This window comes from Nocardia sp. BSTN01, assembly GCF_015354405.1.
Lineage (GTDB): Bacteria > Actinomycetota > Actinomycetes > Mycobacteriales > Mycobacteriaceae > Nocardia.
The window spans coordinates 225,865-240,630 of the sequence record NZ_JADKYP010000002.1 but is presented as its reverse complement, the minus strand read 5'-3'; the positions used below and the strand labels follow the sequence as shown (position 1 = coordinate 240,630).

The following is a 14,766-nucleotide window of genomic DNA, read 5'->3' as shown; positions in this document are numbered from 1 at the left end:
TTTCACGGAGACAGACGAGCGCCGCGGCCGGAATTCATCGGCGGGGCGGACAGTCAGTAGCGATACATCGACCGATACGCCCCGATCACCGCCACCAGATGGTCCACCACCTGATCGCGGTCGGCGCGCAGCGAGCCGTTGAGCCAGGCCGCGAACAGTCCGGCATTGCCCGAGGCCATGGTGACCGCGGCCATTCGCCGCCGCATCGGATCATCGATATCGGTGAACAGATGATCCTGGATGAGCCGGGTGAACGTCGGCATCACCGCGATCGTGGTCTGGCCCAAACCGGTGCTCGAATACGGTTCGACCAGAAACAGTCGCGATTTGCGGGGATCGGCGAGCACCTTGTCGACCAGCACTCCGGCCAGTTCGCGGTCGCGGTCGGGATCGGCGGCCGCGGCGAAGGAGGTCATCGGTTTCCGGAAGTCGTCGGCGACCTGCCGGTAGAGCACGTCCAGCAGATCGTCGCGGCCGGTGAAACTCTCGTAGAAGTAGCGGTCGGTGAGTCCCGCGCGCCGGCACACCGCGCGCATGGTGACCGCGCCCGCCCCGGCCTCGCCGATCAGGTCCAGCGCGGCCTCCAGCAACGCGGTCCGGCGCGCCTCGCGGCGCTCGGTGAGCGTGGTACCACCCCAGATGCGGGTGTCGTTGTCGGCGGAGTCCTGACCTGTGCGCACGATCCCGAGCCTAACGAATGGGTTCAGCCCAGGATTTCGTCGACATAACACCAGCGCCATTTCTCACCGGGCTCCACACTGCGCATCACCGGATGCGTCGAGGCGTGGAAGTGCTTGGTGGCGTGGTTGCCGGCCGAGGAATCGCAGCAGGCGATATGCCCGCAGGTCAGGCACATGCGCAGATGCACCCACGTCAACCCCTCGGCGACGCATTCGGAACAGCAGTCGGGATGGTCGGGGGTGTGGGTGTGCGGGGCGGCGACGAGGTGTTCGCAGCCGCCGGAGACCGGGGCGGCCAGGGGAGCGGCGGCCTCGTCGTCGTCGGCCTCGCTGATCCGGTCGATCGTGGACTCCTCCAGATCGATCGCGGTCATCACCTGTTCGAGGACTTCGTGGTCGATCCCGCCGCCGTCGCGGGCGCGCAGCACCGCCTCGCGTTCGGCGTGCAGCATCACCAGCCGCAGCCGCCGGTATTCGCCGCTGGGAGTGACGCGCACCGATTCCGCGCGCCCGAGCTGTTCCCATGCCGCGTGGGTGCGCCGCGCCACCCGGTCGCGCAGGCTCGCCACCACCTCGGGCGGGGTTTCGGGGGCGACCGCCTCGTCGAGCGCCTCGAGTCCGGCGGTGGTGGCCTGCTGCAGCAGCGCGGCCTCCTGCAGCGCGTCCTCGGCGCGGCTGGGACCGCGCAGTTGCAGCACCCGCACCAGCGCCGGCAGCGAAATACCCTGCAGCAGAAGCGTTCCGCCGACCACAACGAGGGCCAGCAGTTTCAGCGTCGCCAGCTGCGGGGTGTCGTCGGGCAGCAGGGTGGCCGCGGCGAGAGTGACCACGCCGCGCATCCCGGCCCACGCCACCACCGCCGGACCGGTCCAGGTGGGTTTGGGTTTGCCGCGGGGGCGGCTTTCGACGAACCAGGAGAAATAGGTGGCCGGGAAAACCCAGATCGGTCGCACCACGATGACGGTGACCAGCACGGCGACCGCGGTGAACACGATGGTGGCGTGGTCGAGCCCGCTGTTCCAGGCGTCGTCGACGATATGGCGGACCTGCAGGCCGATCAGCAGGAAGACCGCGCTCTCCAGCAGGAATTGGATGGTGCGCCAGTTCGTGCGTTCGGCCACGCGGGAGGCCGCCGACTGCCACACCGGGGCGCCCTGGCCGAGGATCAGCCCGCACACCACCACCGCGATCACACCGGAGGCGTGGGCGGCCTCGGCGGGCAGATACGCCGCGAACGGCGCCAGCAACGAGATACCGGTGTCGAGCACCGGATCGGTGATGCGGCGGCGCACCAGCACCAGCACCGCGGCCGCGGCGATGCCGATGACCGCGCCGCCGGCGGCCGCGTAGACGAAGTCGCCGCCGGCCTGCCACACACTGAAACTGCCCGCCATCGCGGCGATCGCGGTGCGCAACGCGACCAGTGCGGTGGCGTCGTTGAACAGCGATTCGCCCTCGAGCAGGGTGACGATGCGCCGCGGCATCCCGACCCGGCGGGCCACCGCGATGGCGGCCACCGCGTCCGGCGGGGCGACGATCGCGCCGAGTGCGACCGCGGCCGCGAACGGCACCGGCAGCAGCTGCCACACCACCGCCGCGACCGCGAAGGTGGTCGCCAGCACGAGGCCGACCGACAGCAGGGTGATCGAGACCTTCTTCGGTTTGAATTCCAGCAGCGAGGTGCTGATCGAGGCCGTGTAGAGCAGCGGCGGCAGCAGACCCAGCAGCACCCACTCCGGATCGATGTCGATCTGCGGGACGAACGGCAGGTAGGAGGCGACGACCCCGGCGACGGTGAGCAGCAGCGGTTCGGCCATGCCGATACGGCGGGCCAGCGCCGCCAGCGCGACCGCCACGGCGAGCACGGCCACAACCCCGAACGCGATATACACCCGCCCATCGTGCCAGTCGATCCTGGTAGTTCGCGCATCCGGGCACGGCGCCCGGTCCGGGTGCGGCACGGCCGGGCGGCGCGCGGTGGCGGTGATCCGCATACTGGACACGATGAATGCGCTGCGGACCGGGATGTCGTCGGGACCGGTCGTGCGCGGCCGGCCGCGGCGTACGGAATTGATGTTGTGTACCGCGGCGGTGGTCGTGGTGGGTATCGCGGCGTGGATCATGTCCGCGGCCGCCGGTGGTGACGACGGCCGATCGCTGCAGTGGTCGTTGCTGGTGTTCGCCGGGCTGACGTTGCTGGCGCACCTGGCGGTGCGGCAGTTCGCCGCCGGCGCCGATCCGGTGATCCTGCCGTGCGTGGTGTTGCTCAACGGGCTGGGGCTGGTGCTGATCGACCGGCTCGACCGGGCCGAGGCCGCGAGCGCCGCCGCCAAGGGCGTGGCCGCGCCGTCGTCGGACGCCGCGCACCAATTGATCTGGACCGCAGCGGGTATCGCGTTGTTCGCGCTGGTGCTGGTGGTGGTGCGCAACCACACGCAGCCGGCCCGCTACGCCTACACGTGCGGGCTGGCGGGTGTGGTGGCGTTGCTGATCCCGGCGGTGCTGCCCGCCCGCTTCAGCGAGGTCAACGGCGGTAAGAGCTGGATCCTGTTCTCCGGATTCTCGATTCAGCCCGGCGAGTTCGCCAAGGTGCTGCTGCTGATCTTCGTGGCGGCGTTCCTGGTCGCCAACCGGGACCTGTTCGGCGCGGCCGGGCGCCGGGTGCTGGGTTTCACGGTGCCGCGGCTGCGCGATCTGGGTCCGCTGCTGGTGGTGACGTTCGTGTCGGTGCTGGTGCTGGTGTACGAGAAGAATCTGGGTTTCTCCCTGCTGGTGTTCGGCACGGTGCTGGCGATGGTGTACATCGCGACCGGGCGGGCGTCGTGGCTGCTGATCGGGGTGGCGATGTTCGCGGTCGGCGCCGTGGTCGCCTACCACCTGTTCGCGCACGTGCGGGTGCGGGTGCGGGTCTGGGAGGATCCGATGGCCACCTACTACACCAACGGCTATCAGATCGCGCAGGGCTTGTTCGGGCTGGGAACCGGCGGACTGTGGGGGACCGGGCTCGGGGCGGGCCGGCCGCAGGAGGTGCCGTTCGCCAAGACCGACTTCATCATCTCCACCATCGGGGAGGAACTGGGGTTGTTCGGGCTCACGGCGGTGATCCTGCTGTTCGGGGTGATCACCGTGCGCGGTTTCGCCGCGGCTCTGGCCACGCGTGACGCATTCGGGAAACTGCTCGGCGGCGGGCTCGCGTTCTCGGTGGGCTGGCAGCTGTTCGTGGTGATCGGCGGTGTGACCAAGTTGATTCCGCTGACCGGTCTGACCACGCCGTTCATGTCCTACGGCGGATCGTCGCTGCTGGCCAACTATGTGATCGTCGCACTGCTGATCCGCATCTCCCACGACGCCCGCACCCAGGCCGCGCCGGCCGCACCCCCGCCGGCGCCGATCGCCGAGGCCGTGACCGAACACATCCGCCGCCCGCGCCCGCGATGAAAGCCGTTGCGCGGCAACGACTCACGACCCCCGGTCAGGTGTGCTCACCAGGTTGTCCGGTATCCGGCCGGTGAGGAATCGCTCGATCTGGGCGGCGGCGACCGCGTAGGCGCGGCTCGTGCTGTGGCCGGCGATGCCCGCGACGTGCGCGGGTCAGGGCGTGAGCGAGATCGCCGGCGCCGACGATGAGAACCTTCTTCCCGTACAGGGTGTCGGTGGGGCGGGTGGCCCAGCGGCGCTCCTGGCGGGCACGCGCGAACACCGCGAAGTCGCGGCACAACGCGATCACCGCGCCCAGCACCCATTCGGCCACCCCGTCGCCGTGCGCGCCCCGCACATTCGACAGCAGCACCCCCTCGGGCAGTGCGCCCACCCAGCCGTCGGCGCCCGAGGTGAGCAGTTGCACCAGACCCAATTCCGGAAGCCGGTGCGCGAGCGCGACCGTGTCGGCGCCCGTCGGGACATCGGGAATCAGCACCCGCGCCGCCTCGGCGCCGGGCGGCAGCACACCGCGGCGATAGTGCACGGCGGTCACACCGTCGAGATGCGCCAGGGCCGACACCCCGACCTCGTGTGGTACCAGCACCGTCACCGCCATACCGAATTACGGTAGCCGCGCACATCGCGTCGTTCGCGTGCGTGCCGCAGCGGTGGCGGTGGGAAGGCGGTGGCCGGGCAGTGGGCGGCCACCGCTGGTTCAGATCGCCGGTGGCGCCGCGCTTTCCAGGTCGAACCCGGCGTCGCGCCAGGCGACGATGCCGCCCGCGAGGCTTGCCGCGTCGTAGCCGGCGCGGGCGGCCGTGGCGGCGAAGCGGCGCGACAGATCACCCACGGGGCAGACGAAAACCAGGGGGCGCGAGCGGGAGAACGGCACGCCGTGGGCGAACATGTCGTCGAGCTGGTCGTCGCGAATGTTGATCGCGCCCGGGATGTGCCCGATCCGGTAGGCCATCGCACCGCGGGTGTCGACGATCGTCGGGCGGCCGGTGGCGTCGAGTTCGCGCAACTCGCCCGGCGACAGTTCGCGGACAATGTCCAGTTCCGCGTCGGTGGGTGCGGGCGCCGCGGAACCCGTGCGGCCGAACAGGTCCGGGCGCCGCTTCTTGATGTAGGACAGATACGGTTCGATGCGGTCGCACACGATCAGCACCGCCACGACCGGAGTCGGTCGCGGCGGCAGATCGCGCAACACCTCCAGTGCGGCGGCGTATCCCGCGCCGCTGGTGGGGCCGGCGAGGATGCCGTAGCCGGTGGCCAATTCGAGGGTGGCCTCGATCGCCCGGGCCGCGTCGATCGTCACGATCCGGTCGTAGAACTCCGGCTGGAACAACCCCACATCCCACATCTCGGTCTCCGACCGGATACCGGGAATGAAGTCGCCGCGCTGCGACACCACCGCGATCGTGCGCAGCTCGGGATGATGTTTGCGCAGATAGGTGGCGGTGCCGCGGGTTGATCCGGTGGTGCCGAGTCCGCCGATGAGGTAGTCGGCGCCCACGCCGGCGGCGGCCAGATCCTCGTGGATCTCGCGCCCGGTGCCGTGGTAGTGGGCGTCGATGTTCTTCTCGTTGGTGTACTGCGACGGATGATGGTAGGCGCCCGGGTTTTTCGCCATCGTCGTCTCGATCACCGAGTACACGTCGTTGGGGGTGGTCGGATCCGGGCATTCCGACAGCCCCGGCAACTCCTCGATCCGCGTGCCGAACAGTTGTAGCAGATCGCGCACCTCGTCGACCTTGATGCGGTTGGTCACCGCGTGCAGGCCCACACCGTGGCGGGCGCCCAGCAGCCGCAGCGCCTTGGCGGTGTTGCCGCTGGAGGCCTCGATGAGTGTCTGCCCCCGGGCGGTGATCTCGTCGAGTTCGTCGCGGATCATGCCCCAGGCGACGCGGTCCTTCACCGAACCGAACGGGTTGTAGAACTCGAGCTTGGCATACAGTTCCACCCCGGGCAGCCGGTGTACGGCCGGATCCAGCCGTAGCAGCGGTGTATCGCCGATCAGGTCGGTGATGTCGTCGTAGCGCATCACAGCCTCCTGGGACGGTAGTCGGCGTCGGGCACCACACAGAAGCCGTCGTCGCGGTAATCGACGGCCAGTTTCGGCGGCAGTGGATGCATCGATGCGCGCGCTGCCGACAAATCCATGTGATAGGCGCCGGTATTCGGGAAAATCAGCAGATCACCGGGCTGCGGCAGGCGGGGCAACCACACCTTGTGATTGCTGATCAGATCGCGTTCCAGGCACAGATGCCCGCCGATGTACACCCCGACCGGACCGCCGGGATCGTCGGCGGTGCGGTCCGCGGATTCGGGTCCGGGCAGCAGCAGCGGATCCACCATCACCTCCTGGTCGGCGGGCGTGATCGTGTCACGCCCGATGTCGACGGTTACCACGATGCTGCCGTCGGCCGTGCACTTGACGAATTCCACGCCCGCCACGGTGATTCCGGCGTGATCGGCCAGCGCCTTGCCCGGTTCGCACCACAGTTCCAGCAGGTTGTCGGCCAGTACCCGCGCCAGCGGTTGCCCGTCGTGCGCGGGCAGGGGTGCGGCGAGCAGGTCGTCGAGCATCCGCGGCCCGGACATCGTGTTGGCGTATTTGTGGAAGATCGGGATGCCGTGGGCGCCGGTGTCGTCGACGGTGTATCCGAAGGTGTTGCCCGCCCAGCTCATCGGCTCGCCGCGCCCCACCAGTGATTCCCGCAGTGCCAGCGTGTAGTGGTCGAAGCGGTCGGCGTCGGCGGTGAACACCTGCCGGAACCCGCCGCCGATGTCGAGCACCGTGGGAGCGAGGCCGTGGGCGTAGGCGCGTTCGATCCAGCCCAGGCACGCCTCCACCGCCCGCACCCGTTCGCCGATATCGCCGGAATCGAGATGAAACGCGAAACCGCGCAGGGTAATTCGATCCTGGCATCGGGCCAGCAGCGTCAGCTGTTCGCTCACCTCGCCGGGGCCGATGCCGAACCGGCTCACCGTCACCTGTCCGCCGGGGGCGGGGAATCCGCTCAGCCGCAACAGCACCGGGATCGGCGCCGACGGGTCGGCCAGAGCCGTCAGCTCGCGCAACTCCCACGGATTGTCCACGTTCACCGTCACACCGGAACCGGCGAGCGCGGTCAGCAACCGCCTGCCCTTCGGCCCGGTCACCTCGATGTCGCCGGGGCCGAATCCCACGTCGCGAGCGGCGGTGAGCTCTTGGACCGAGGCCACGTCGACGCCGATTCCGGCACGGTGCGCGGTCGCCAGCAGCGCTCGCGAATGGTTCACCTTGTGCGCGTAGCAGATTCGATGGCGCAGCCGATGCCGCACCGGTACGGCTTCGAGCTGTCGCAGATTGTCGAGGTAGACCTGCGGGAACAGCAGATGCGCCGGTGTGCCGAACCGGGCGACGGCCGCGGTGAGCGCGCGCGGGCAGGCGAGATAGGCGCGGACCAGGGGATGCAGCAGCGCCGGTAACGCGGGCGGTGCGCTCATTCGGCCGGGCCCGGGGCCGCGAGGGTGGGGTTGTAACCGCTGTCGCGTAGCGCTTCGAAGGCCCGGTGCCGGTTGCGGGCGCTGCGGAATTCGGCGCGCACCCGCTTGCTGAGCAGATCGATCTCGTGCACCGCGATCTGCATCGATTCCAGCACGCCGCCGATGGTGCGCACACAGTGTTTGCAATTCATATCCGGCACATAGAACAGATGGCCGGCCGTGCCCGCAAGATCTCCGGTGGCATCCGGTGTTTCGATGATGTCGAGTCCGGACACGGTGTGGGTGAACAGGTCCACGAACCGATCGACCACCTCGGGCAGCAGACTGTAGTGTTCGCCGTCGATGCGATGGGGCATCGCCGCCAGGCACGACGGGCGCGCCCCCGGCGGCAGCAGCGCGTATTGGCGTGAGATCAGGTCGAGTTCGTCGTGATATCTGCCGATGGCCGCCTCCACCGACAGGCCCTCCTCGATCGTGGCGCGCCGCATCACGGTGTGGGCGTCGTGGATGGTGGCGTCCTTCATCGCGCGCAGGGTGGCGATCGTGTCGGCGGTGTAGCGGACGGTGCCGTCGGGCTGGGTGTCGAAGGCGGCCGCGATCATGCCGCGCCGATAGGTGGAGGCCTGCTGCTCCCAGTACCAGCGGGTGGCGACCGCGGCGAAGATGCCGGAATCGCGCAGCCCGCACGCGAATTCGGTGGCGGTCCGATACGGTGTGGACTCGGCCAGCAGCGCGTGCTGGGCCAGCGCCCGGCCGGTGGCTTCGATACCGACGCGGAAGATGTCGATCGGATCCTGATCGGTGGTGGTCGCGCCCAATACCGCCCGGTCGTGCGGGGTGAGCGCCGCGATCCGTTCGGCCAGCGCGGTATCGGCCTCGAGGCTGTGCCACAGGGCGAGCACGGTTTCGCGGACCGCCACCGGCACGATCGGCCCGAGACCGCCGGTGCGGACGTGGCCGGTGTTGGGGATGCCGTCGCTGTCGGTCCACACCACCCGATGGGTGGCGCTGGTGACCTGATCGGCGCGGCACGGACGCATGAACGACTCCAGATACAGCCGCTGCGACAACGTCAGATGGCTGCCCGGTTCGGGCCGCACCGGTGTGCGGGTGACCGCGACGGTGCGCGCCGCGGTAGGGGTGGCGGCGGTGAACAGGCCGGGGCGGGCCAGTTCGGCGAGGATCCGGGACGCGGTGCGGCGGTCGTAATCCGATGCGCTGCCCGCCGGCGCGCTGACCACAGTGCTCCCGGAGTCCGGGCCGGGATCGGCGGTGGAGACGGCGGCTGCGGCGGATTCGCGGCGTGTGGTCATCGGACCTCCGTGGCGATGGTGGTGAGGCAATCGAGGAACCGGTCGATCTCCTCGGCCGTGGTGTAGACATGGGTACTCACCCGCACCGAATCCGCTTCTGCCGCAATCATTTCGGCGTGTTCGTCGGCGGTGTCGGAGGGGACGCAGTGCGCGCCGGTGCGGACGAGGAAACCCAGTTCCGAGAGCACGAAGCCGAGGTCGGTGGCGGTGATGCCGTCGAGGGTGAACGACACGATGCCGTATCCGGTGTCGCACGGGGCGTGTGCGGGTCCGGGCAGCAGGCGCAGCCCGGGCAGGGCGTGCATGCCGTCGACGAGGCGGCGGGTCAGCATCCGGTTGTGCTGTTCGACGGTGTCGAGGCCGATCGCGTCGAGGACCCGCAGGGCCTCCCCGAGGGCCAGGATGCCCGGGATGTTGTGGGTGCCGCCTTCCAGGCGATGCGGCATCCGCGCCGGCAGCAGCGCCGAATCCCGCACGCTCACACCGGAGTTGCCGCCCGGCAGGAACGGGCCCAGCTGGTCGTGGATGCGGCGGTGGCAGAACAGCACCCCCGTGCCGGGCGCGGCGAACATCTTGTGCGCCGACAGCACCGCGAAATCGGCGCCCAGCTCCCGCACGTCGACCGGGATGTGCCCGCCGCTCTGACTGCAGTCGAAACACACCGCCACCCGGGTGTCGAGGTGGACGCGCAACTCCTCGAGGGTGTTGCGGGCACCGTAGACGTGGTGGAGGTGGCTGACGGTCAGCAGCCGGGTGCGCGGGCCGAGTTTGGCGGCGATGTCGTCGATATCTGCCTCGCCCAGCGCGGTGGTCCGGTAGGGGACCAGCCGAACCCGGCGGCCGAAATGGGCCAGCGTGGCCCGCAACTGCAGCCACGGATACACGTTGGAGGCGTGGTCGCTCGGGCTGTAGAGGATTTCGTCGCCGTCGGCGAGGGTGGTGAGCCCCCAGGCGAGGGCGACCGCGTTGAGGCCGGCCGTCGCGCCCGCGGTGAACACCACCTCGTCGGGTTCGGCGTGCAGGAAGCGGGCCGTATCGGCGCGGACCTGTTCGATCGCGCGGGTCAGCGTCGTCGCCCACGGATAGGTGCCGCGTCCGGAATTGGCGGTGTGGCGGCGGTGATAGCCCTCGATCGCCTCGATCACCGGCAGCGGTTTCTGAGTGGTCGCGGCGCTGTCCAGATAGACCGGGCCGTCGTCGGTGAGTGCGGGGAAGAGTTCGCGAACGGCTCGCGGGGCGGGCGCTGCGGCGGTCTCGGCGTGCGCCGGGCCGGAACGCTCACATGCAGGGGCCGAAGGGGGCCGGGCGGCGGGGTGCGCGGGAGTGTGCGCGGAGGCCGGGGCGCTCGCCGGGTAGGCGTGCGCGGGCCGAGGGGACGGCGACCGCACGTGACGCTCCCTTCGGCTCGTACGCTGGCGACCATATCCACGATACCTATCGCCGCGGCGGCCTTCGAACCCGATCGCGGACAACGCATTTCACCGGTCGATCGTCCAGGAGCGCGGAAGGTGATCGGAGCGGGAGAGTTTCGCGGTCAGTTGCCGGCCGGATCGGGGCCGCCGGGATTGCACATCGCCTGGACGGTGGCCTGGTAGCCGACGGCCGGCCGCCACGGCTCCAGATTCCAGCTCGGCTTGTTCGGTGCGACCATTCGCGCCCACACCCAATGACATTCGAATTGGTCGTACATACCCGGCGACTCGGCGTCGGGCGAGTCGGCGAGCACCTCCGACCAGGCGCGGTCCAGTGCGGCGGGGAATTGGTCGGCGCGGCCGGCGGCGGTCGGGTAGACGTGCAGGCGGCGGCCGTCGGGATCGTCGGTCCATTCGGTGTGATCGATCAGCGGGCTGCCGGCAAAGGGATCGGTGGTGGGTTCGGTGGTCGGCGCATTACCGGTCGGTCCGGTCGGCGCCTCGGAGGTGAGCGTGGCGGCCGTGGTGGTTGCGGGCGTGGCGGATTCGGTGATCGCGGAGTCGTCGCCGCCGCATCCGGCCACCGTGAGCACGGCCGAGACCACCGCGGCCGCCGTGGCCCATCGCGGCCCGCGACCGGGTACTCGTCGCGCACCCGACCTCATTCGCGTCCCTTTCGACGTCGCGATCCACCGTCGCCGCTCACGCTACCCGCCACGCCCGGGCGCACCGGAATCGGCGGGGCGGAGGCGCCCGTGTTGCCCGAATACCGCCGGAACTCGACGTAGAGTGGAAGGGTGGCCGCTCAGTTGACCAAGGGACAGGTGGACCGTCTGACCCACGACGAGGTCGTCGTATCCGTCCGGCACAGCGAACCCGTCGATGTTTCGGCGCTGCTGCTGAATTCGGCCGGCCGGGTCCGTGACGAAACCGATCTGATCTTCTACAACCAGCCCGCCGCGCACGGGGTGCGCCTGGCCTCCGGGCGGCCGGAGCTGTCGATCGGATTGCGTTCGCTCCCACCGGAAATCGAGCATGTGCGGATCGTGGCCTCGCTCGAGGAGCAGCAGGATCGTTTCGGTGACTACCCGCCGCCGCAGCTGATCGTGGCCGATCCGAGCGGAAATGCGGTGTACGAGTACACCGTCGAGGACCTCGGTGAGGAACCGGCGGTGATCGTCGCCGATCTGGACCGGGTCGGCAGCACCTGGCAGGTGCGCCCGCTCGGGCACGGATTCCCGGCCGGACTCGCGGCGCTGGTGACCGCGCACGGGGTGTCGGTGGGCGGCGGGGCGGACGAGTTGCCCTATCGCGGCCCGGCGGTGCTGGCGCCCGGCCAGGAGGTGGCGCTCAACCAGATCCGCAAGGGCGAGCTGTCGATGGTGAAGATGGGTGTCGGCTGGGATCCGATGAAGGTGCACGGCCCGCGCGGGCTGCGCGCCCTCGAGATCGACCTGGACGCCTCGGCGCTGCTGTTCGTCGGCCAGACACTCGTGGATGTGGCGTTCTACCAGCAGCTTTCCTCCCGCGACGGCGCGGTGCGCCACTCCGGGGACAACCTGACCGGTGACGGTAAGGGCGACGACGAGGTCATCACCGTGGACCTGGCCCGGCTGCCGGCGCAGGTGACATCGGTGGTCTTCGTGGTCACCTCGTATGCGGGGCATACCTTCGAACGCATCCGAAACGGCTACTGGCGCATGATCGACGGTTCCTCGACCGCGGAGCTGGCGCGGGGCAATCTGCGCGGCGGCGGGCCGCATACCGGCATGTTGGTGGCGAAGGTGTATCGCGACGGCGGCCTGTGGCGGGTGGCCTCGATCGGTGCGCCGATCCAGGCCGGGCATCCGGTGGAGGCCGTCCCGCTGGTGGTGCCGACGCTGTGAGCCGCGCCGCGAGCCAGTGGTTTGCCAGGGCTGGTGTGCGCGGCCCCGCATCCCTACTATGACCTCTCGCGGGACCGGCCCAGGAAAGCGGGGGCTTGTCCGGCACAATCGGTACCTGGATGGTGGCGGTGTACCCATCGGCTGTGCCCGCGGGCGTGGCCGACGTGGGTGTTGAGGAGAGTGGACCGTAGGGGCGAGATGACAGCACCGGCAGTGAAATGTCTTGTCTGGGAACTGGACAACACCATGTGGGACGGTGTGGTCTGCGATTCGACCAGTGGTGCGCTGCGCCCGGAGGCGGTGCGGGCGATGCACACCCTGACCGGCCGGGGTGTGATGCACGCCGTGGCCAGCCGTGGCGAATGGTCCTGGACTACCGACAAATTGGAACGTCACGGCCTGCACGGGCTGTTCGCCGCCGTCGAGGTCGGGTGGGGCCGCAAATCGGCGGCGATCACCCGGATCGCGGCCCAGTTGCGGATCGAACTCGACGCGATCGGCTATATCGACGCCGAGGCGATGGAACGCAGCGAGGTCGCCCACGCGCTGCCGCAGGTGCGCTGCTATGCCGGGCGGCACGTCGATGTGCTCGCCGCGCTGCAGGAATTCCGGGCGCCGCTGACGTCCGCGCCGCCGCCGACCTCCCCGATGGGTTTCGCTCACATCTCCGCGAACTGATCCGGCCGCCGCGGCGAGATATCGCCACGGCGGCCGGATCGAGGGCGCGCGGATGAATCAGGCGCTGTCGCGATTGATTTCGACGATCGGCAACACCAACGCCGCCGGTGCCGAGGCCGGAACCACCGGCTGCCGCGGCGCGACCGGGGAAATACGCTGGTAGGGGCTGTCCTGCGAAGGGCGGGTGTCGTTTTCGCCCTTGTTCGGCCACAGCGCGGCCGCGCGTTCGGCCTGCGCGGTGATCGTCAGCGACGGGTTCACACCCAGGTTCGCCGACACCGCCGCGCCGTCGACCACACTGAGCGTCGGATAGCCGTAGACGCGGTGGTAGGGGTCGATGACACCGTGTTCGGGGTCGGCGCCGATCGCCGCACCGCCCAGGAAGTGGGCGGTCAGCGGGATGTTGAACACCTCGCCCCAGGTGCCGCCCGCGGTGCCGCCGATCTTCTCCGCCACGCGTCGGGTCACATCGTTACCGGCCGGGATCCAGGTCGGATTCGGTTCGCCGTGGCCCTGTTTGGAGGTCAGCTTGCGGCCGAACACGCCCCGCTTGGTGTAGGTGGTGATGGAGTTGTCCAGATGCTGCATCACCAGCGAGATGACCGTTCGTTCGCTCCAGTTGCGCACGCTGAGCATGCGCAGCAGGGTCAGCGGATGGCGCAGCACCTCCAGCAGGAAACGCAGCCAGCGCGGGATCCGGCCGCCGCCGTCGACCATCAGCGTCTGCAGCAGGCCCATCGAATTGGATCCCTTGCCGTAGCGGACCGGTTCGATGTGGGTGTCGGGGGTGGGGTGGATGGAGGAGGTGATCGCGACACCGCGGGTGAAGTCGCGGTCGGGATCCACGGTCGGGGTGGCCGCGCCGAGGATGGATTCGGAGTTGGTGCGGGTCAGCTCGCCCAGCCGCGGCGACAACCGCGGCAGAATTCCCTTGTCGCGCATGTCGAACAGCAGCTTCTGGGTGCCGCGGGTGCCGGCGGCGAGGACGACGTGCCCGGCGGTGTAGGAGGCCGGTGAGCGCCGGATCTTCGCGCCGGTGCGGCGGGTGTCGACCTGCCAGCCGCCGTCGGGCAGCGGGCGCACCGCGGTCACCGTGGTCAGCGGCAGCACCTGCGCTCCGGCCTGCTCGGCCAGATACAGGTAGTTCTTCACCAGGGTGTTCTTGGCGCCGTGGCGGCAGCCGGTCATACATTCGCCGCATTCCAGGCAGCCGGTGCGCTGCGGGCCGACACCGCCGAAATACGGGTCGGCCACGGTCTTGCCGGGCTCGCCGAAGAACACCCCGACCGGGGTCTGCACGAAGGTGTCACCGACACCCATGTCGTCGGCGACCTGTTTGAACACCTCGTCGGCGGGGGTGATGTGCGGGTTGCGCACCACGCCCAGCATTTTGGTGGCCTGCTCGTAGTAGGGGGTCAGCTCGGCGCGCCAATCGGTGATGTCGCGCCACTGGTTGTCCTGGAAGAACGGCTCCGGCGGGACGTAGAGGGTGTTGGCGTAGTTGAGCGAGCCGCCGCCGACGCCCGCGCCGCCGAGGATCAGCACATCGCGCAGCAGGTGGATGCGCTGGATGCCGTAGCAGCCCAGCGCGGGGGCCCACAGGAATTTGCGCAGGTCCCAACTGGTTTCGGGCAGTTCGTCGTCGGCGAAGCGGCGACCTGCTTCGAGAATGCCGACCCGGTAGCCCTTTTCGACCAGCCGCAGCGCGGTGACGCTGCCGCCGAATCCGGAGCCGACGATGAGGACGTCGAAATCGGTGTCGTGTGCGGTCATGGCCGCTCCTGCGGGGTGCGGGCCACCCGCAACCGGTCGGCCCCGGGAACGGGCTGCGCATGGTGTCTCATCGGGCCTCCGTGAGTGTGTGTCGCCGGTGACGAATATCAAC

Annotated in this window: 12 protein-coding genes; 3 read left to right on the top strand and 9 right to left on the bottom strand. The window is 69.6% G+C overall.

Annotation, left to right across the window (positions count from 1 at the left end; all coding sequences use genetic code 11):
• Positions 1-53: 53 nt before the first annotated feature.
• Positions 54-680 (bottom strand): TetR/AcrR family transcriptional regulator, encoded by a 627-nt coding sequence (locus tag IRT45_RS02755; protein ID WP_194804280.1) that lies wholly within the window; start codon positions 678-680, stop codon positions 54-56.
• Between the two features lie 23 nt (positions 681-703).
• Positions 704-2,572, bottom strand: a complete 1,869-nt coding sequence (locus IRT45_RS02750; protein ID WP_309240768.1) for a Na+/H+ antiporter — start codon at positions 2,570-2,572, stop codon at positions 704-706.
• A gap of 112 nt (positions 2,573-2,684) precedes the next feature.
• Between IRT45_RS02750 and IRT45_RS02745 the strand changes: the two genes are divergently transcribed.
• A complete protein-coding gene (locus IRT45_RS02745) occupies positions 2,685-4,118 on the top strand; it encodes an FtsW/RodA/SpoVE family cell cycle protein (protein ID WP_194804278.1) in 1,434 nt (477 codons plus the stop codon).
• Between the two features lie 34 nt (positions 4,119-4,152).
• On the opposite strand, the gene IRT45_RS02740 is transcribed toward IRT45_RS02745, so the two are convergent.
• From IRT45_RS02740 to IRT45_RS02715, 6 genes are all read right to left on the bottom strand, one after another.
• Positions 4,153-4,716, bottom strand: a complete 564-nt coding sequence (locus tag IRT45_RS02740) for a hypothetical protein (RefSeq protein WP_194804277.1) — start codon at positions 4,714-4,716, stop codon at positions 4,153-4,155.
• Between the two features lie 99 nt (positions 4,717-4,815).
• Positions 4,816-6,144: a pyridoxal-phosphate dependent enzyme gene (locus IRT45_RS02735; RefSeq protein ID WP_194804276.1), complete on the bottom strand. Its 1,329-nt coding sequence runs from the start codon at positions 6,142-6,144 to the stop codon at positions 4,816-4,818.
• On the bottom strand, positions 6,144-7,592 hold the full coding sequence (locus IRT45_RS02730) for a decarboxylase (protein WP_194804275.1): 1,449 nt from the start codon (positions 7,590-7,592) through the stop codon (positions 6,144-6,146). The genes IRT45_RS02735 and IRT45_RS02730 overlap by 1 nt, the downstream gene beginning before the upstream one ends.
• A complete protein-coding gene (locus IRT45_RS02725) occupies positions 7,589-8,905 on the bottom strand; it encodes a heavy-metal-associated domain-containing protein (RefSeq protein WP_228533377.1) in 1,317 nt (438 codons plus the stop codon). The genes IRT45_RS02730 and IRT45_RS02725 overlap by 4 nt, the downstream gene beginning before the upstream one ends.
• Complete coding sequence (locus IRT45_RS02720; protein WP_194804274.1) at positions 8,902-10,293, bottom strand: aminotransferase class V-fold PLP-dependent enzyme; 1,392 nt, start codon at positions 10,291-10,293, stop codon at positions 8,902-8,904. The genes IRT45_RS02725 and IRT45_RS02720 overlap by 4 nt, the downstream gene beginning before the upstream one ends.
• Before the next feature lie 146 nt (positions 10,294-10,439).
• Positions 10,440-10,982, bottom strand: coding sequence for a DUF2599 domain-containing protein (locus tag IRT45_RS02715; RefSeq protein ID WP_194804273.1), 543 nt, complete (start codon positions 10,980-10,982; stop codon positions 10,440-10,442).
• A gap of 132 nt (positions 10,983-11,114) precedes the next feature.
• Here IRT45_RS02715 and IRT45_RS02710 point away from each other — a divergent pair, with 132 nt between their 5' ends.
• Positions 11,115-12,203: a TerD family protein gene (locus tag IRT45_RS02710; RefSeq protein WP_194804272.1), complete on the top strand. Its 1,089-nt coding sequence runs from the start codon at positions 11,115-11,117 to the stop codon at positions 12,201-12,203.
• A gap of 198 nt (positions 12,204-12,401) precedes the next feature.
• Positions 12,402-12,881: a hypothetical protein gene (locus tag IRT45_RS02705; RefSeq protein WP_228533375.1), complete on the top strand. Its 480-nt coding sequence runs from the start codon at positions 12,402-12,404 to the stop codon at positions 12,879-12,881.
• Between the two features lie 57 nt (positions 12,882-12,938).
• Here the strand turns inward: IRT45_RS02705 and IRT45_RS02700 are convergent, their stop codons facing one another.
• Positions 12,939-14,654, bottom strand: a complete 1,716-nt coding sequence (locus IRT45_RS02700) for a GMC oxidoreductase (RefSeq protein ID WP_194804271.1) — start codon at positions 14,652-14,654, stop codon at positions 12,939-12,941.
• Between the last annotated feature and the right edge of the window lie 112 nt (positions 14,655-14,766).